The organism is Hymenobacter psoromatis (assembly GCF_020012125.1).
Taxonomy (GTDB): Bacteria; Bacteroidota; Bacteroidia; order Cytophagales; family Hymenobacteraceae; genus Hymenobacter; species Hymenobacter psoromatis.
In genome coordinates this window covers 1,406,566-1,422,667 of the sequence record NZ_JAIFAG010000001.1, presented here as the reverse complement: position 1 = coordinate 1,422,667, position 16,102 = coordinate 1,406,566, and the positions used below count along the sequence as shown (strand labels likewise).

General features: G+C 63.5%; 20 protein-coding genes and 1 tRNA gene. 8 read left to right on the top strand and 13 right to left on the bottom strand.

Annotated elements, in window-relative coordinates; genetic code table 11:
• Positions 1-69 precede the first annotated feature (69 nt).
• The gene (locus LC531_RS06110) at positions 70-918 is read right to left on the bottom strand and encodes an MBL fold metallo-hydrolase (protein WP_223649427.1); all 849 of its coding nucleotides are present in this window, start codon (positions 916-918) and stop codon (positions 70-72) included.
• A 152-nt stretch (positions 919-1,070) separates the two neighbouring features.
• Positions 1,071-2,018 carry an acetyl-CoA carboxylase carboxyltransferase subunit alpha gene (locus LC531_RS06105; RefSeq protein WP_223649426.1) on the bottom strand — a complete coding sequence of 316 codons (948 nt, stop codon included), beginning with the start codon at positions 2,016-2,018 and terminating at the stop codon, positions 1,071-1,073.
• Between the two features lie 293 nt (positions 2,019-2,311).
• Between LC531_RS06105 and LC531_RS06100 the strand changes: the two genes are divergently transcribed.
• Positions 2,312-2,385, top strand: a tRNA-Asp gene (locus tag LC531_RS06100).
• A gap of 309 nt (positions 2,386-2,694) precedes the next feature.
• Positions 2,695-3,195, top strand: a complete 501-nt coding sequence (locus tag LC531_RS06095; protein ID WP_223649425.1) for a hypothetical protein — start codon at positions 2,695-2,697, stop codon at positions 3,193-3,195.
• 34 nt (positions 3,196-3,229) lie between these two features.
• On the opposite strand, the gene LC531_RS06090 is transcribed toward LC531_RS06095, so the two are convergent.
• The 5 genes from LC531_RS06090 to LC531_RS06070 all read right to left on the bottom strand — a co-directional run bounded on the left by LC531_RS06090 (position 3,230) and on the right by LC531_RS06070 (position 7,190).
• Entirely contained in the window at positions 3,230-3,811 is a 582-nt protein-coding gene (locus tag LC531_RS06090) for a hypothetical protein (protein WP_223649424.1), read from the bottom strand.
• 218 nt (positions 3,812-4,029) lie between these two features.
• The gene (locus LC531_RS06085) at positions 4,030-4,296 is read right to left on the bottom strand and encodes a hypothetical protein (protein WP_223649423.1); all 267 of its coding nucleotides are present in this window, start codon (positions 4,294-4,296) and stop codon (positions 4,030-4,032) included.
• A 29-nt stretch (positions 4,297-4,325) separates the two neighbouring features.
• Positions 4,326-4,484, bottom strand: a complete 159-nt coding sequence (locus LC531_RS06080; RefSeq protein WP_223649422.1) for a hypothetical protein — start codon at positions 4,482-4,484, stop codon at positions 4,326-4,328.
• Between the two features lie 2 nt (positions 4,485-4,486).
• Positions 4,487-5,818 carry a transposase gene (locus LC531_RS06075; RefSeq protein ID WP_223649421.1) on the bottom strand — a complete coding sequence of 444 codons (1,332 nt, stop codon included), beginning with the start codon at positions 5,816-5,818 and terminating at the stop codon, positions 4,487-4,489.
• Between the two features lie 184 nt (positions 5,819-6,002).
• Positions 6,003-7,190 (bottom strand): DUF4394 domain-containing protein, encoded by a 1,188-nt coding sequence (locus tag LC531_RS06070; protein ID WP_223649420.1) that lies wholly within the window; start codon positions 7,188-7,190, stop codon positions 6,003-6,005.
• Positions 7,191-7,462: 272 nt separating this feature from the next.
• Between LC531_RS06070 and LC531_RS06065 the strand changes: the two genes are divergently transcribed.
• The 4 genes from LC531_RS06065 to LC531_RS06050 all read left to right on the top strand — a co-directional run bounded on the left by LC531_RS06065 (position 7,463) and on the right by LC531_RS06050 (position 9,618).
• The gene (locus LC531_RS06065) at positions 7,463-7,969 is read left to right on the top strand and encodes a hypothetical protein (protein WP_223649419.1); all 507 of its coding nucleotides are present in this window, start codon (positions 7,463-7,465) and stop codon (positions 7,967-7,969) included.
• Positions 7,970-7,991: 22 nt separating this feature from the next.
• On the top strand, positions 7,992-8,300 hold the full coding sequence (locus tag LC531_RS06060; RefSeq protein WP_223649418.1) for a hypothetical protein: 309 nt from the start codon (positions 7,992-7,994) through the stop codon (positions 8,298-8,300).
• Between the two features lie 42 nt (positions 8,301-8,342).
• A complete protein-coding gene (locus LC531_RS06055) occupies positions 8,343-8,870 on the top strand; it encodes a WG repeat-containing protein (RefSeq protein ID WP_223649417.1) in 528 nt (175 codons plus the stop codon).
• Between the two features lie 172 nt (positions 8,871-9,042).
• A complete protein-coding gene (locus LC531_RS06050) occupies positions 9,043-9,618 on the top strand; it encodes a hypothetical protein (RefSeq protein WP_223649416.1) in 576 nt (191 codons plus the stop codon).
• 233 nt (positions 9,619-9,851) lie between these two features.
• Here LC531_RS06050 and LC531_RS06045 read toward each other — a convergent pair whose 3' ends face one another.
• Positions 9,852-10,694, bottom strand: a complete 843-nt coding sequence (locus tag LC531_RS06045; protein WP_223649415.1) for a DUF6843 domain-containing protein — start codon at positions 10,692-10,694, stop codon at positions 9,852-9,854.
• A 36-nt stretch (positions 10,695-10,730) separates the two neighbouring features.
• Complete coding sequence (locus LC531_RS06040; RefSeq protein ID WP_223649414.1) at positions 10,731-11,327, bottom strand: hypothetical protein; 597 nt, start codon at positions 11,325-11,327, stop codon at positions 10,731-10,733.
• A gap of 241 nt (positions 11,328-11,568) precedes the next feature.
• On the opposite strand from LC531_RS06040, the gene LC531_RS06035 reads away from it, so the two are divergent.
• A complete protein-coding gene (locus tag LC531_RS06035) occupies positions 11,569-12,114 on the top strand; it encodes a hypothetical protein (RefSeq protein ID WP_223649413.1) in 546 nt (181 codons plus the stop codon).
• Between the two features lie 104 nt (positions 12,115-12,218).
• On the opposite strand, the gene LC531_RS06030 is transcribed toward LC531_RS06035, so the two are convergent.
• The 4 genes from LC531_RS06030 to LC531_RS06015 form a co-directional block, all read right to left on the bottom strand.
• Positions 12,219-12,950: a hypothetical protein gene (locus LC531_RS06030; protein ID WP_223649412.1), complete on the bottom strand. Its 732-nt coding sequence runs from the start codon at positions 12,948-12,950 to the stop codon at positions 12,219-12,221.
• 23 nt (positions 12,951-12,973) lie between these two features.
• Positions 12,974-14,032, bottom strand: coding sequence for a hypothetical protein (locus LC531_RS06025; protein ID WP_223649411.1), 1,059 nt, complete (start codon positions 14,030-14,032; stop codon positions 12,974-12,976).
• The gene (locus tag LC531_RS06020) at positions 14,032-14,850 is read right to left on the bottom strand and encodes a fatty acid desaturase (protein ID WP_223649410.1); all 819 of its coding nucleotides are present in this window, start codon (positions 14,848-14,850) and stop codon (positions 14,032-14,034) included. Before LC531_RS06020 ends, LC531_RS06025 begins: the two co-directional genes overlap by 1 nt.
• A gap of 165 nt (positions 14,851-15,015) precedes the next feature.
• Positions 15,016-15,315, bottom strand: coding sequence for a hypothetical protein (locus LC531_RS06015; RefSeq protein ID WP_223649409.1), 300 nt, complete (start codon positions 15,313-15,315; stop codon positions 15,016-15,018).
• Positions 15,316-15,518: 203 nt separating this feature from the next.
• On the opposite strand from LC531_RS06015, the gene LC531_RS06010 reads away from it, so the two are divergent.
• A complete protein-coding gene (locus tag LC531_RS06010) occupies positions 15,519-16,100 on the top strand; it encodes a hypothetical protein (protein ID WP_223649408.1) in 582 nt (193 codons plus the stop codon).
• Positions 16,101-16,102: the final 2 nt, after the last annotated feature.

Below are 16,102 nucleotides of genomic sequence, written 5' to 3'. Positions count from 1 at the left end.
AGATGCTTCAGCAAGCTCAGTATGACTGTTCTATTTGCATTACATAGTCTCTCTAAACAATACTCAAACTTACAACTCGTTGATACGCAGCGTTTCGCCCAGGCGCACGCCCTTGTCGGTGAGCTGCACGGTGCAGGCTTCGTGAGTGGGGTCGTGTTCGAGCAGTAGCACCCAGTTTTCCTCGGCGGCGCGGCGCAGCACGGCTTCTTTTTCGGAGAGCGTGACGAGCGGGCGCACGTCGTAGCTCATCACGTAGGGTAGCGGTAAGTGGCCTGTACTCGGCAGCAGGTCGGCCATGTAGGCCAGCGTGCGGCCTTTGTAGTGCATCAGCGGCACCATCATTTTCTCGGTGTGGCCATCGGCAAAAAGCAGCTCGCTGAACTGCGGCAGCGCGTCGGGCACGCCCGCGGCGGGGTCAATAAATTGCAGCTGGCCGCTTTCCTGAATGGGCAAAATATTCTCGCGCAGGAAGCTGGCCTTTTCGCGGGCGTTGGGGTGGGTAGCCCAGTCCCAGTGCGCGGCGTTGCTCCAGTAAGTGGCGTTGGCGAAGGCCGTTTGCAGTGCGCCATCGGGCCGGCGCACCACCGAGCCGCCGCAGTGGTCGAAGTGCAAATGGGTCAGGAAAACATCCGTCACGTCGGAACTGGTGAAGCCCAGTTTACGCAAGGATTTCTCCAGCGAATCGTCGCCGTGCAAATAAAAATGACCCCTAAATTTCTCATCCTGCTTCTCACCGATGCCATTGTCAACCAGCAGCAGCCGGCCGCCATCCTCGATGAGCAGGCAGCGCATGGCCCAGGTGCACATGTTGTTGGCATCGGCTGGGTTCAGCTTTTGCCACAACGCTTTAGGCACCACGCCAAACATGGCCCCACCATCAAGCTTAAATAAACCAGTATCGAGGGCGTGGATTTTCATGTGAAATTTAATGCAGTTTACACCAACCTATTTGTCCTTGCGAGCGCAGCGCGGCAACCTTTCCTAGGTATTCGCTTGATTAATTAGTAGTCCTAGCGTGAAGGAAAGCTTGCCGCACTGCGCTCGCAAGAACAAGTGGCGCTAAAACGGGGCTAATTGTTAAAAACCCCCATCGCCGAAAACTTGTCAATGCGCTGCGCAATCCGTTCTTCCGCCGGCACGGTGGCCAGCTCTTGCAGCGTTTTGAGCAGGGTTTTCTTCAGGGTTTCAATCATCGTTGGCGGGTCAGTATGCGCGCCGCCCAGGGGTTCCTGGATAATACCATCCACGAGACCAGCCTTTTGCATATCGGTAGCGGTGAGCTTCAGCGCCTCGGCGGCCTGCTCCTTATAGTCCCACGAGCGCCAGAGGATGCTGCTGCACGACTCAGGCGAAATCACAGAGTACCAGGTGTTTTCCAGCATCAGCACGCGGTCGCCGATGGCGATGCCGAGCGCGCCACCGCTCGCCCCTTCGCCGATGATGACGCAAATCACCGGCACCTTGAGCATAAACATCTCCTTGAGGTTGCGGGCGATGGCCTCGCCCTGCCCACGCTCTTCGGCCTCCAGGCCCGGAAACGCGCCCGGCGTATCGATGAGCGTAACAATGGGCACGTTAAATTTTTCGGCCAGCTTCATCAGGCGCAGGGCCTTGCGGTATCCTTCAGGGTTGGGCATGCCGAAGTTGCGAAACTGCCGCTGCTTGGTGTTGTGGCCTTTTTGCTGACCAATGAACATGACCGGGTGGCCATCTATCTCGCCCAGGCCGCCGACCATCGCCTTGTCGTCGGCCACGGTGCGGTCGCCGTGCAGCTCCACAAATTTCTCGGCCAGGCCCTGAATATAGTCGAGGGTATAGGGCCGCTCGGGATGGCGCGAGAGCTGCACGCGCTGCCAGCGCGTAAGGTTGGCGTAGGTTTCCTTCTTGAGCGAATTAATTTTAGCTTCCAGGGCCGTCACTGCCTCGGTTACGTCTACCTCGCTTTCGGCGGCAAGCTTCTGCATTTCCAGCAGCTTGCCTTCCAAAGCTGCAATTGGTTGTTCGAAATCAAGCAACATAAGTCAGGGAAAATATTCCTGTTTCTCAGCTTAGCAGGAAGTTTAGGAGGGACCGGGGGGGTAGGGTGCGATGCGTCTTCCCTACCCCCTCCTGCCGGGCCGCAAAGGTAAACCCAAACCCAACAGCCGGCTTACCCGAAATTTTTCGTCTTGAAAAACAACGCGCAAGCTCACCAGTCCCGGCTATTTCCAAGAAAAATTGGCCGGTTGTTTGCGCACGCCGATTTCCTTGCCCTACCTTTGCAGCACCAAAGCGGAAAACGGCTGTCAAATGTCCTTCCGCCAAGGCAAACGGTTTGGTAGTTCAGTTGGTTAGAATGCCGCCCTGTCACGGCGGAGGTCGCGGGTTCGAGTCCCGTCCAGACCGCGAATCGTTTATTGAAAAGGCCCTGTAAGTAGTTCACTTACAGGGCCTTTTGGTTTTACCAGAAATTTAGGGGACAAATCTGAAGGGTATTCTGTGGTAACATTAGCGAGGGTACAATATGGTTTATTTCGGGAGTAATTTCTGCTTGAAATTAGTATTTCGGCAGATACCAGCATGGGGGACAGCATTTTATGACAAAGGCCGGCCGGGTGTGGACAGGCCAGGCATTTGGATGCTCATGCCAATTACCCCGAGCCTAGCCCCTACATTGTCTGCGTGGTCGATGCCGATTTCGTTATGTAAGTTGCTATGCGCCTTTATTCTTCGCTTACCGAAGAATTCACGTCGCCACTGCCGCCCGCCGAACTGCTACGTCGGGTGCGCGACAGCGTGCAGCAACGGCGCGACTTTACGGGCCGCGTCGGAACGACTGGTTTTGCCGTTGAGCAGATTATAAATTACCGGAATTCCTTTCTGCCGCGCATTGAGGGCTGGGTGGCGGTTGGCCTAGCTGGGGGCAGCCGCCTGCGCCTGCGCCACCGCTTGAGCCCCTTTGTGCTGGTGTTTGGGGTGCTGTGGCTGGGGGTAGTGGGCAGCGTGGCGGCGGCAATGGGGCTGGACCTGGTGCAGGGGAATTTCCGCACCAACTTGGGCGAGTTCGGCTGGCCGGCGCTAATTCCGGTGGGGATGCTACTAGTTGGGCTACTGCTATTTACGGTGCCGTTTTGGGCGGAGGTGCGGCAGTCGCGCCCGCTGCTGGTGGCCCAGCTGCAACTACAGGCTACGCCGGAGCCAGCGGCTGGCCGCTAGGCGGGGGCCCTGCTGTTCGCGGGGTCCGATGCTGCTATTCCTGCACCAGTTCAAAGGCTTCGCCGTCGGGTGCTTCCAGGCGCAACAGGCCCACCTGCGGGTCCCAGGAGAAGCTGCGCCACTTGGCGGCCCCGTAGTCGAGGGCGTTTTGACCCGCCGCGAAATAAAAGGCGTGCGGATAGGCTTGCCCGGCCACGGTGCAGGGCTGCGGCAGCAGGGCAAAGTGGTGGGTGTCGTACTGCTCGTGGAAGTGGGCTTCCAGGCCCGCCACGCGGAAATCCAGCGTAGCGGGCTGCCGTTCGTCCCACTTTACTACGTACAGCGTGAGGTCGTGGGTGCCACCTTCGGGGTGCAGTACTGGTCGGAGCGTGACGTGGAAGTGCGCGGGCTGCTGCCGGCCGACTTCCAGCCAGTTGCAATCCAGGTTGTTATACGAATCAATGCGCTCGGCTACCGTGTAGCGCAGGGTGTGGTCCCGGTTGCTGCGCAAGGTAATCGTTTGGCCAATATGGGGGTAAGCGGCCGTCCAGATGCGGTCGGCCGCCGAGAGCGGCAACTGGTAGCAAGTGCCGCAGGCCGAAACAACCAGGGCCAGGAGGAGGTACAGAAGTTTCATATTCAGGCATTCGTTATCCCCCGCAAAAGCGGGCTAGGATGCCGTTAGCGCGGCGCGCGGCCGGTAACTCACCCCAGCCAGCCCGGTAAAACCAATGCAGGCCTGCGTTGTGCTGGCAAACACGCCGCCTACGTTTACTCAGTTGCCCAAATTACGACAATAGGCACTCTTATTCAACATATTAATCGAACACTCTGGCCCAGCGTGGCGGGCGGCGATTAGTCTTTTTTTTGAGAAAAATTAGCCGGCTGCCGGGGGTGGGCGCGGTTGCCCACCTGCGGGTCGTAGCCCGCCGCCGGGTTTTTAAAGAACGTGAAGCGCAACATCAGCAGCCCCACGAGCGTGGCCGCCAGCACGGCCAGCGTGGCCCCGCTTCGCAGCACCGTGGCCGAGCTAACCACCGAAATATTCCAGATGCGCAGCACCAGCAGCCCAGCCAACGCCAGAGTCACTACGCCGATGACACTACCTAACAGCTGTTTCATGGTGTTGATATAAAAAACGTTACCACTTGTCAATCCAGGCTTTTTTCTTGGCCTCGAAATCTTCGGCGGTGATGACCTTCGCATCGAGCAATTGCTTGAGAAGGAAATTTCCACAGCAGTACGCCCGACTGCGGCGCGGCCCACTGAATGACTTCGGCCAGCTGGCCGCGAAAGAAGTTGAAGGCCATAACTAATTGACGGTAACGGCCGGGCCGAGCTGGCCGGTCGGGCTCAGGGGGTAGGTGGTGCGGCCGGAGCCGATAATGAAGCCGCCGGGATAGCGCAGGGCCTGGTCGGGCGCACTGGCCTCGGCGGGCAGCGGGGTACTGAAGCGGATGGCGGCCGTGTGGGCATCCAGCGCCTGCACGATGCGCGGGCTGTTGGGGGCCGCCGTGGCCTGGAAGGTAAGCAGCACGCAGTCAGCATCCTTGTAAAGCACATCCGGGTTGAAGTAGTGGCGGCCAGGCGTGAAGTCGCGGAGCGACAGCACCCGGTCCTGGGCCATGTCGCTGGCGGTGAGGAAGCGCTTCGTGTGCGGGTCGGCCTCGGTAAAGCTCCCAAAGCCGCCGTAGTCGTCCTGCCACTGAAACCGGGGCGCATCCTGGGGCCCGCCGCCGTTGTCGCGGTACTGGTAGGTAATCAGCCGAATGGGCTCCTCGGGATAGTCCACCGAGGCATGGCTGAAGGCAAAGCCCGTGCGCGCGGGGCTACCCGGCCGCAGGGTACCGAAGCCGTGGGCGGCGCTCCACTGCGCGGCGTTGGTGTAGGTGCGCTGGATGAGCGGGTAGAGGTTGAGGTTGTGGCCGTCATTCGTGAACACGCGCAGGGCATCGTCGTCGTTGGGGCCGGGCTCGATGGTGGCCACGCCGCTGGCCAGGGCGGGCTGGTTGGCCTGCAAGTCGGCCGTGATGTCGCGCACGCCGGGCGGGGCGGCGCTTAACTGGTACGCGGCGTTTTCGCAAAACCCGTACAGCGTCCCGTCCGAAAGCTGCTTGAGCTTTACCTCGGCGGCGGTGGCCGGGGCCTTGCCGGGCAGGGCGATGAGCTGCTGCACTGCCCCGGTGCGGGCGTTGTAGAAGCCCACGGTGGGCGCAAACTGCTGGTGCCGGAAGCTGCCCCGGCTCCCGGCTACCACCAGCACTGGCTGCCCGTTGGCACCGGATAGCAGCGCGGTGTTCGCGTTGTTCCAGCTGGGCTGCTCGGCGGGCTCCCGGTAGCTGGGCACGAGGGTGACGGCGCTTTGCGTGGGCTTTCCCTCCATAAAATGCACGAGGACGAACAGCAGCACGAGGCTCCCCATTCCCAGCCCGACCAGCAGCCGGACAATAGGCAGCCGGCTGGCCGGCACCGGCACCGGCCGGGGTACCGGGTCCGGCACCTGCCGGATGTTGATGGTGATGTCGTCGTTGTCGAGGTAATACTCCGTGCCGCAGTTGTCGCAGCGAAAAGTATCGGGCCGAATGACCGTTTTCTGCGTGCTGCCGCACTTGGGGCATGCAATTGCTTTGATTTGCTTCGCCATGCCGGGACTCTGCCAGCGCCGTTGCGCGCCTGGGGCCTGCGGGGCATACGCGCCCGGCAGTGCGGAAGTTGGGGACGCCCGCCCGGTATACCAGCCAACTCTTTGCAGCCCACTACTGTCGAGCCGCCCCTACCCCCGCTTGGGGCGGGCACAGCGCTGGTAGCATGCGGGCCCCAAGCGCAGCTTATTCCAGGCGTTTGCGCTGGAAATCGCGCAGCTCCCGGCCGTCGGCCGCCAGCAGCACCACGCCGTGCACGTAGTCCAGGGCGGGGCCGCTGCGGTAGCGCAGGGCAAAGCCGTCGGGGGTGCGCACGGCCTCCTGAAAATCGTAGGGGCTGGCCGGGCGGCTCCACAGCACCCGGCCGGTGGCCGCGTCGAGCCGCTGCACCAGGTGCGGGCCGTCGGCCTTGGCCGTGGGGGCCGCCGCGATGAGCAGCGCATCGGCGGCCTGGTACAGCATGCGCGGCTCAAAAAAACGGCGGCCGTTGGTGAGGTCGAGCGGCGGGGCCCCGGCGGCGGGGTAGCGCAGCAGCTGGTACGGGGCGTCGCCGAGGCCGGGGCCGGAGGGCCGCTCCAGCAAAAAGTAGCGCCGGGGCTGGCTCGCCTTAGCTGCCTCATAAAAGGCCTCGCCATCGGCAAATACCTGGCCCGTGGCGGGCAGGTAGTAGCAGGTGTGCCCGTCGTTGGTGAGGATGCGCAGGGCGTCGTGCGAAATATCGAAATCCACCTGGGCCGTGCCGCTGCTGGCGGGGGCGTAGTTGGCCAGCAGGGTGTTGGTGACGTCCAGCAGCTGGTCGGCGCGGCGGTCGAGGCGGTACAGGCGCTGGTGGCCCAGCAGGTACACCTGCCCGTTGGCGAAGGTGTGCCACTCGTAGGTGTGGTCGTCGAGGCGGTGGCCCAGCGGCTCCAGCACCTGCTCGTGGCGGCGCTGGCCGGTGCGCGGGTCGAAAAAGTCGGCGTAGATGGTGAGCGAGTCGGAACCCCAGCGCGGGGCCTCGGTGCGCAGGGTAACGTACACGGGCTGCTGCCGGGCATCGGCGTAGAGGTATTCGGCGAGGTAAAAAATCGGCTGCATCACCGGAATGGCCGACGTGGGGCCCGCGCCGGACCCCCGCCCCCGCAGTCCCAGCCACAGCGCCGCCCCAATGGCCAACAGCACTAACAATGCCCCAGCGGCCAGCGCGCGGGCCGGGCGCGGCGCGGGGGCCGGCGCGGGCGGGGGCAGCTGGTGACGCACAGTCACGGTCACGTCGTCCGTGTCGAGGTAGTACTCGGTCTGGCAGGCGGCGCAGCGAAACAGGTCGGGGCCGAGCGTCGTCTTGTTGGGGCTGCCGCAGGTGGGGCAGCGCAGGGGGCGGATGGTTTTGGCCATGACCCAATAGTACGGCAAACCGGGGGGTAGGGAACGGCCGGTAGCCGCGTGGGGGGTCGGTCGGCTTCGGGCGCTTTCGCAAGCGGCATTATACGCGCTGCATTGGCGGATTAATTAACCAACAGCGCCTTTTTCAAAACGAACAATGCCACCCGTCTCCGGCACGTATTGCCAGTAGTTTGCTTCCCAAAGGCTGAAATTTCGGCCGGTGCGTAAGTCCTGCGTAAAGCCCACTTGCACAACCCGATGCTAACTTACCCGCCTACTACCTCATGCGGACCGCCTACCCCTCCTATCTGCTCCTGGCCGGGCTGCTGACGGCCGGCTGCCACTCCCCTACCCCCCCCGCCGCTCTGCGGGAAGCGGTGGGGACTTACCTACGCCAGCACAGCGCCGCCCCCGCCAGCTACCAGCCGCTGCGCTGGGGTCCCGTGCGCCATTGGCGGCAAGTAGATGCTGACTCGCTCACTATTCTGCGCCACCGCGACCACGAAGACTCGCTCCGTACCTGGTGGCAGCGCATCTATGCCGAGCGGGGGGCCACGCTGAGCCAGCACTACAAGGACAGCGTATACCACGTTCAGGACAGCCTCAACCTCGATGCCATCCGGCTCAACACCGTTGCGATGGCCTACGACACCACCCGCCTGGGTGCGCAGGTGGCCCACACCTGGCAGTGGCGCACGGCCACCGGGCGGCTCGTGCGCGACAGTGCCCGGTTTTTAGTATTGCGCCACGGGCTGGTGGTGCGACTACCCCGGCTTCGGCCATTGTATTAGCCAAGCTTAGTTTTCTTACGAAATGCCTTCCATTTTTCCCGTGCACCTGCATCTGCGCCGCCATTGGCTGGCGCTGGCCGTGGTGCTGCTGTACCTGCTGCGCTGGGCCCAGTACGTGGCCGAAGCGGCCGCTTACCGGGCGCAGCCCGCACCGGGCGGCCTGGGCGACGGGCTGGGTTGGCTCCTGATGGGCCAGCTGTTTTTCGCCGGGGCGCTGGCGCTGGGGCTGCTCGGCAGCGCCTGGTGGCACCGGGAGCATGGGCGCTTTTACCTGGGCCTAACCGGGGTAGTAGCATTACCGTTCTTACTCTTGTGGCTGTTGGAAAACTAACGACTGACTCCCATGCCCGCCAGCGCCCCGTATAGGCAAACTATGCGCAGCAAATTCATCTGCCTGGTGTTCGCCGGCGGCCTGCTGGCGGCCTGTGATTCAGCGGCTGACCGGCGGCCGCTGCGCCTGGTGGTGCGCCAGTCGGACGATGCCTGCGCCTACGTGGCGGCCAGCGGCGACACCGTTATTCCTTTCGGCCGCTACCCCATGTGCCAGACCGAGCGGTTCGACCGGCTGGCGCTGGTGCTGAAGCCCGGCGTGGGCTGGGTGGGCATCAACCGGCGAGAAGAAGTGCTGTTCCACGCATTTATTTATGATAACGGCCCCGACTATCCGCAGGAGGGCCTGATGCGCATTGTGAACCCGGCGGGCCTGGTGGGCTATGCTGACACTGCCACCGGCCGCGTGGTGCTGCCCCCGCGCTACGAGGCCGCCTTTCCCTTCGACAGCGGCCGGGCACAGGTGGGCCGCCGCTGCCACCTCGGCACCGACGGCGAGCACTCGTGGTGGAACTGCGCCGACTGGTACTACATCGACCACCGGGGCCAGCGGGTGGCCAAAGCACGGTAAGTATTTTCGCTCACATATAAAATACTTACCAAGAATTGGCAAGTATTTTCGTCTCATTCCTGAAATACCTACCAACTGTCCCGGCCGCGTTCCGTCAGCACGCGGCCTGTTTCTGGCAGCAGCGCGACGAACCGTTGGGCGAGTAGCCTCCCCGTATTCAAACTCTCCGATTATGCTGAAAAACTGGTTTTACCTCGGGTGGGCCGCGCTGCTAGGGGGTTCCGCGCTGGGCCTGGTGGCCTGCCAACAAAACAAGCCGCCCTCTGCTGTCGCCGCAACGCCCACCCAGGGCCCCGGTGCGCTACCGGGGGCCGCCCGTGGCACGCTCCCAGTAGCGCACCGGCTGGGTAAAACGGATTTCTACCTCGCTCTGCCGCCGGGGTTCGCCCTTAAAACCACGGAGGGGCCCGATTTTCTGGTGCATTACTTTGCACCAGCCGATACGACCGTGCGCGCCGATTTCACGGGTGGGCTCTACCTGGGCGGCTACCCGCAGGGCGACGCGACCGATACCACGGGGGGCTGCCGCACCCGCCGGGTAGTGGTCAAGTGGCAGGGCCATCCGGCCGCGTTCACCGTTCACCGCTGCGCCACGGGCTACACCGTCAACAGCGTCTTCGACAGCCACAGCGGCCGGGGCTGGGATGCACGGGCCAACGCGTTCGGCGAAGCCAAATCGGCGGCGGGTTTGCGCCAGCTGCTGGCCGTTTTTGCCACGCTTCGCCACCAGCCTCCGCCTGCTCGATAAGTATTTTTCTACCACGAGATTAATCCTAAGCCCGCTTTCACCCCTGAAACCAGCCAGTTGCCAGCCCGACCAGACCACTACCAACCCGGACGCCAGCCGCCCCGCACGCCCCGGCTGGCCAACGGCGGGCCCCGCCGTTGATTGCGCCTGCGCTTCCCCGCCTGTTACCTGGGCAAAATGCTTATTTTTAAGCTTTTAGCAACTACCTTTTTCTACTGCGCTACGGGACGGCCTTACTTCGCGGTTGAATCGAACGGCACGTCAAACGGGTTAGGCTTGGGTTTCCAGAGGCCCTGCGGCGGCTGCCCGCTGCGCACCCGGCAGCGGGGTAGCAGGCTATCGGCCAACGCCCGCAGGCGTAGCAGCGAGTGGGCGTTGTAGAGGCTGTCGTGGCGGTTCTGGGTGGCGATGGTGATGTACTGAAACACGAAGCCTATCCCGGAGGAATCGGGCTCCGACTCCAGCGGGGTTTCGTAAAACGCGGCTAGCTCGTCACGGTTCTCGCCAAACAGAGAAGTGGAGGTCTTGGGATTATCGCCTAATGTTCGGGCCCCGTGCAATTCCGTCAGCTCGCGCAAGCGGTGGCCCTGGCGGTCAACTACATAATACCGGTTGTCGGGCAGTTGGTAATACCCTTTGTTGGGCCAGTTGTAATACGGGTTGTCGCGGTTGGGCACGGTGTCGCGCGTAATGAGCAGGCCGTTGGCGGGCACGCGGTAAACCACCCGGCCGTTTTCCCGCCGGGGCGGCGGCGCACATTGCTCGTTCCTGATTAGCAGGATGGGGCCCTCAAACCCCGCCGGAATGAGAAAGGTGGTGGGCTGCTCGCGCGGGCCCAGCTCCCACACGCTCATCGCGAGGGCGACGGCGGCTAAAAACGGAAACAGCACGGCCAGGGCCTGGCACCACAGCGGTTGCCCGGACCGCAGGACCAGCACGAGCCCCAGCAAAAAAATGGGCACGCTGACAAGAAATAGAAAATACAGCAAGGCCGTGAGGGCCACCCCCACGCACATTAGCAGCAGCCCCACCCAAAGCAGCGGGCCGCGAGAGAAGGAGGCAGCAGGAGCGGGCATACGGAACAAAAAGGGCGCGCACCTTGGCTAACGCGGTTATTTCACGTTAGCTAACACCCAGTTCGACGTGTTGCGGTCGGAATCCTCGCTGGTGGGGGAAGGTGATTTCGTGCTCGTGCTCATGGCCATCGTCAGCACGCCGGTGGCCTTGTTCCAGGAGTAGAACCAGCCGTGCTGGGCCCCCATCTGGGCCGGGGTAGGCTCCTGGGCAGTGGTGGTGAAATGAATTTCTTTGATTTTACTCACCGGGGCCGTGTAATATTCGGCCCGGCTGCCGCTCAACGAACGCACCAGGTCGGTGCTGATAAACTCAATCACCTGCCACAGCTCCAGGTCGCGCTTTTCGGTCAGTTGTTGCGCGGCGGCCTCGGTCCAGGTGAACTTCACAGGCATTTTGTACTCGTAGCGCAACCGCCGGTAATACTGCGAGTTGGCGTGCTCGGCGTCGTCCTTGCTGGGCTGGGCAGCATCGGCCATCACGGCGCGGGCGTAGGCCTGCTCGTTGGCCGTGGTGTGGCCGCCGGAGGGGGGAGCATCGGCGACTTTGCCCTGGGCGTGGGCCGCCGCAGTAGCCAGGCAGCAGCAGGCCGCCAGGGCGGCAATCCGGCAGCGGGTGGGAATAGAAAACAGCATGGGCTTGGGTTGAAAGAGATGTGAAAGGAGGTGATTAGTTAGGCCCGTCATACGGGTGGGCGGGGGCAAAGTTCCGTTTCGGCGGGCCCTGCGGCTGAGTTTAAATAACTGTGCGGCACTGACTTTACGTAGACTACTTGCCGGGTTGCCAACTCAGGAGATATTTTGGGTTAATGGCAAGTTTCAATTGTCATTTCCTGTTCCGTTTCTTTCCCTTCCCAACCTAAAACACCTTCATAACATGCTGAAAAATACTTCATTGTGCGCCGCTTTAACTCTTGTTTTTGCGGCCAGCCTGACGGTGCCGGCCGTGTCCCTCGCGCAACAGCCCAAAGCCACGGCCCAAGCCCGCCCGGAAGTGAATCCGTTAGCCGAGGTATACCGCGACGACAAAAAACTGACCGTGACCGTGGTGCGCTACGGCAAACGCGAAAACAAGCAAGCCCTGGTGGAAATTGCCGACCTGGACCACCCCTGGAACCAACGCATTTTCCTGACCAGCGTGCAGGATGTGTCGCGCCGGGCTGGCACGATAGACAATTCGTATTCCATCCAGCTCGATGGCAAGCCCTGGGGCCTCGTGTTCAACTTACTTGACGGCGGCGGGCTGGTGCTCAACCTGCGCGAAAACGGCGACACCGGCAAGAACGTGCGCTACCCCATCTATTACTCCAAAGAGCTATCGGACCAAACCAGTTCTGAGTTTCTGCTCACCGCCTACCTCAAGCAGCAAAGCAGCCCGAAAACCTCCACCACGAAATACAACGGCAAACCGGCGGCTAAGTAGGCCGGCTGCTCCATCGTAGCCAGGGCCCTAACAACTGGAAGAAGGCAACCGGTGGGCTCCCGGCGGCCATAAGCCTTGCGGCCGCCGGCCCCGGATGACCGGGGTTACTTCGGCGGCGCGGTGATGTCGGCGGTGCCCCGGCCCAGATAGTAGCTGCCTAAGTAGCTGATGGCCCCGGACAGCAGCAGGTAGCCAACCGTTAGGTAGCCCCGCCACAGCAGGACTGGGGCCCCCAGCGCCGCGGCCCCGCACGCCCAACACAGCGCCCGGGCCAGCGGGGTGGCGTAGAACAGCGGCCGGGCCACGGTGCCCGGCCGCGCCCAGCAGGCCAGCCGCGCCGCTACCTCGTTGAGCCGCACGGCCCCGGGCGGGTAGTCGTCGGGCAGCACCCCCGGCCGGTCGGCCAGGCGCAGCACCCGGCCATCGGCCAACTCCAGGCGCAGGTAGTACTGGGCAAAAACCCGCGCCCGACTAACTTGCAGCCAGTGCTTGTAGGCCACAATGCTGGCCAGCGGGATGGTTTCGGCCTTTATCCCCTGGGCCACACTGCGGCCGGTGGGCGCGAGCTGCAGGCTCTCGCGGGTGAGGGTGAGCAGCAGCGGGTGGCTGCCGCGCAGGGCGGTCTTCCACACCAGAGCCAGCAGGCCCACGCCCAGCAGCAGCGTCAGGCCGCCCGCCCAACTCGCGCTACCGAGCAGCGCGGCCCCCGTGCCCAGCGCTAGCACCCCCAGCAGCAGCCCCAACGCGCCGACCACCGTGGCCCCCACCGATTCGGTGACCACCTGACTGCGTATGGCCGGGCCGGGGGCCGGCGTGCTGGGCGAAGGGAGGCTCATGGCGTTGGTGCGGGAACAAGTAATTACGGAGAAAACTCGCTTAGCTGCCCGACCATAGTTACCCGCGTCGGTGTGCCGGCGGCACCTAACTCAGCGGCCGGGTGCATGACGCGGTAGCTGAGCCACAGGCCGGCCCCAAACAACCCCAACCCTGCGAACGCCGGGGCCAGGTGGCCAAAATCGACGTAGCCAATGAGCGGATGCACGCCGATGGCCGTGGCAAAGCCGACCCCGCCCGCCAGGGCCAGCACCTGCCAGAGGCGGCGCGAAGGTGCCCCGCACCACACGCAAAAAAACATAGCAACCCCGCAGCTGGCCAGCGCCCCGCCAAAGCCCGCCCGGTCGTGGGCGATGAGCGGCACTAGATGCGGACTAAGCACGGTCAGTTGCTTGAAGGTCAGATTCATGTAGCGTAAATCCTGCGGCACGAATACGCGGGTCATGCCCACCACAACGATGGTGAGGCCGGCCGCTACCATGCCGAGCGCCATCAGCAGCAGGCTGGCGTGGCCCAGGCCTGCCCGCGAAGCCCACGCCCCCGCAAACGACGGCCGCAGCAGTGCTCGCAGGTGCCGGGGACCGCGCAAATGAGCATACGAACGCGCCAGGCCCAGCCCGAAAACGGGCAGCAGCAGGGCCGTGACCACGCCGTGCCACGCGTCGAAATAGCCGTAGCCGAGATAGGCGAAAAAGCTACTGAAACCCAGTAGACCGCTGAGCGCCAGCACCCACCACGCCCAGGCCTGCCCGTGCCGGAGTGGCCCCTGCGCCAGCCAGATGTACAGCAGGCCGGTAGCCACCACGGCCCCGCCGAAAGCAGCCCGGTCGTGAAACATAAAATGAACAATGCGGCCATCGCTAGCCCCGCATACCTGGCTGGCCGCCACGCCCAGGTAAGCCATGTCGTGGGCCAGCAAGTGGCGGGTAGCCGCCAGAAACAAGGCCGCCCCGCCGCTCAGCATCAGGCCGCTGCCCATCAAAGCGAGCAGCAGCCAGCCGTGGGCGCCGACGGCTAGTACTTCGGGCGGGCCCCAACGGGCGGGCGGCGGGCATATCGGCATGGCGGGCATTAAACTAAACATTAAAATAAAAGGGTGGTGGGCGGCACCCCCTGTTCCGCAAAATAAGGATTGAGGCGCCGGGCCAGTTCCGGCCAGTGGTGGTGCGGAATGGCCGGGTAGAGGTGGTGCTCCAGATGGTAAAGGTGCTCCATGGCCAGAACGGAGGCCACCCGGCCCCGGAACAGCCGTGTTTGCAGGAGCACGTTTTTCTCGCGCGGCCGGTGGGGCAGGTAGGAGGTCATGAGGGGCAGTAGCCAGCTGCCCAGAGTCATCAGGCCCACGTAAACCAACAGCACCGGGTGCCCCCGCCCGGCCAGCACCCCGGCCGCCGCCAGCACCAGCAGGCAGGCACCGCCCTCCAGGGGCACCCAAAACGGCCGCCGGGGCCGCCGCAACGCCCAGAAGTACAGCTTGAGGTTGTAGGTGAGGCCCTCGCGCAGGGCCCCCAGCAGCGACATACCCGCCGCCGCGCCCTCAATATCGTCGGGCGCGGGGTAACGGGCATGGTGGTGGTGGTGGGCCAGGCGGTAGGCATGGCCGCTCCGCAGGGCCAACAGCTCTATTACGCATAAAAAAAAGTCGTTGGTAGACTTGCGCAACCCTAGGTTAGCGTGAACCAGGTCGTGCGACGTGGAGCCGTAGGTCAGGAAGCTCAGGCCCATGAGCATGGCCACGGCGGGCACCCACCAGTGCAGGGCCGCAAAGCCAAAAAAAAGCGCCGCACAGCCAAACGGCAGCGCCAGCGTCAACACCCGTTGCCCCCAGGTCAGGGGCAGCAGGTCGGCAAAGTGGTGGGCGGCGGGCAGGCCGACGGCTGAGGGGTGATGCGAATGGAGCATAGCGGCTTATACGCTAGCGGCCAGGACCGGGGTTGAGCATCACCCGAACGCACAGTACCTGCTAATCAGAAAGGCAATAATATATTCCCCATATTCAAGTTAGCCGGGTGGGGTGCCAGTTCCCGCCTAGCCCACTGGTTGCGCGAAGGGAAGCGCGGCGGTACGTCACCAGAGTTTCCACCACGGCCGGCGTAGGCGGTCGGCCCGAATGGTGGCCAGCAGCTGCGTGTAAAATTCTTCTAGGATGTTGAGGGGTCGTCCGGCCGCGATGCGCTGCCGCACCTGCGCCAGGTTGTTGGGCGTAGGTAGTGGCCGGTGCGCGCCAGGGAGGTGGCCATTTCTTCGCCGGCCGCCGGGTTGGTCCCGCACACCGGGCAGGGCATCCAGGCCCCCACCGTTAACTCCCCACGGGCAAAACAGCCGGCTGTAGTCATCCGGAATAAGCGGGAAGCGGCGGAAAACCACCGGCCGGCTGCGCAGCCAAAAACAAGCAGGTAGCAGCCGTTGGCGAGTGGCCCCGCGCCGGGGCCCCGGTTGGCTAACCCTGGCCGTTGCGAATGCGTACCCAATCCGCAACCGATAGGTTGCCTGGCCGTTATTACTATCTTGTTGCTGCGCTTGTTTTTCCGGCTACTGGCCAGCCACGCTTGTTTTTCATTGTCCGGTCAGTGCATTTCTTCTTCCCTTGTTTTACGGTTCTGCTGGCGCTGGGGGCCCCGCTGCCCGCGCCCGCAGGCCCGCCCGCGCCGCTGCCAGCGGCCATCCGCCGGGTGCTGCCGACGGGCTACGCGGTGCTGGCCGCGGAGCCCGGCGACCTGAACCGCGGCGCCACTCCCGATTGGGTAGTGGTGCTCAACAAACCCGATGAAAAGCAGACTTCCGATGTGAACGGCCACCCTACCAAGCGGCCGCTACTGCTATTTGTGGGCGGCGCGGGCGGCACCTTCACCTTGGCCGCTCGCTCCGATAACGCCGTGTACTGCGTGGACTGCGGCGGCATGATGGGCGACCCTTTCCAGGGTGTCACCATTAAAAACGGCTACTTCACCGTGGAGCATTACGGCGGCAGCGCCCAGCGCTGGACGCGCTTCGTGACCTTCCGCTACGACCCGGCCGCCCGCACCTGGCTGCTGCACCGCGACGGCGGCGAGCAGTTCAGCGCCTCCGACCCGGCGCACGGCACCTCGTCGGGTACCACCGCCCGGAATTTTGGCCGGGTGTTGTTTACCCGCTTCGATATTTACCGCTAGCA

What these genes read in the sequence shown, in the direction of transcription:
- LC531_RS06095 (WP_223649425.1), top strand. Translation starts at nt 2,695, where the DNA reads ATGCGCCTTTATTCTTCGCTTACCGAAGAATTCACGTCGCCACTGCCG.
- LC531_RS06060 (WP_223649418.1), top strand. Translation starts at nt 7,992, where the DNA reads ATGCCTTCCATTTTTCCCGTGCACCTGCATCTGCGCCGCCATTGGCTG.
- LC531_RS06050 (WP_223649416.1), top strand. Translation starts at nt 9,043, where the DNA reads ATGCTGAAAAACTGGTTTTACCTCGGGTGGGCCGCGCTGCTAGGGGGT.
- LC531_RS06090 (WP_223649424.1), bottom strand. Translation starts at nt 3,811, where the DNA reads ATGAAACTTCTGTACCTCCTCCTGGCCCTGGTTGTTTCGGCCTGCGGC.
- LC531_RS06075 (WP_223649421.1), bottom strand. Translation starts at nt 5,818, where the DNA reads ATGGCGAAGCAAATCAAAGCAATTGCATGCCCCAAGTGCGGCAGCACG.
- LC531_RS06030 (WP_223649412.1), bottom strand. Translation starts at nt 12,950, where the DNA reads ATGAGCCTCCCTTCGCCCAGCACGCCGGCCCCCGGCCCGGCCATACGC.
- LC531_RS06105 (WP_223649426.1), bottom strand. Translation starts at nt 2,018, where the DNA reads ATGTTGCTTGATTTCGAACAACCAATTGCAGCTTTGGAAGGCAAGCTG.
- LC531_RS06035 (WP_223649413.1), top strand. Translation starts at nt 11,569, where the DNA reads ATGCTGAAAAATACTTCATTGTGCGCCGCTTTAACTCTTGTTTTTGCG.
- LC531_RS06080 (WP_223649422.1), bottom strand. Translation starts at nt 4,484, where the DNA reads ATGGCCTTCAACTTCTTTCGCGGCCAGCTGGCCGAAGTCATTCAGTGG.
- LC531_RS06055 (WP_223649417.1), top strand. Translation starts at nt 8,343, where the DNA reads ATGCGCAGCAAATTCATCTGCCTGGTGTTCGCCGGCGGCCTGCTGGCG.
- LC531_RS06040 (WP_223649414.1), bottom strand. Translation starts at nt 11,327, where the DNA reads ATGCTGTTTTCTATTCCCACCCGCTGCCGGATTGCCGCCCTGGCGGCC.
- LC531_RS06045 (WP_223649415.1), bottom strand. Translation starts at nt 10,694, where the DNA reads ATGCCCGCTCCTGCTGCCTCCTTCTCTCGCGGCCCGCTGCTTTGGGTG.
- LC531_RS06085 (WP_223649423.1), bottom strand. Translation starts at nt 4,296, where the DNA reads ATGAAACAGCTGTTAGGTAGTGTCATCGGCGTAGTGACTCTGGCGTTG.
- LC531_RS06065 (WP_223649419.1), top strand. Translation starts at nt 7,463, where the DNA reads ATGCGGACCGCCTACCCCTCCTATCTGCTCCTGGCCGGGCTGCTGACG.
- LC531_RS06070 (WP_223649420.1), bottom strand. Translation starts at nt 7,190, where the DNA reads ATGGCCAAAACCATCCGCCCCCTGCGCTGCCCCACCTGCGGCAGCCCC.
- LC531_RS06020 (WP_223649410.1), bottom strand. Translation starts at nt 14,850, where the DNA reads ATGCTCCATTCGCATCACCCCTCAGCCGTCGGCCTGCCCGCCGCCCAC.
- LC531_RS06110 (WP_223649427.1), bottom strand. Translation starts at nt 918, where the DNA reads ATGAAAATCCACGCCCTCGATACTGGTTTATTTAAGCTTGATGGTGGG.
- LC531_RS06025 (WP_223649411.1), bottom strand. Translation starts at nt 14,032, where the DNA reads ATGTTTAGTTTAATGCCCGCCATGCCGATATGCCCGCCGCCCGCCCGT.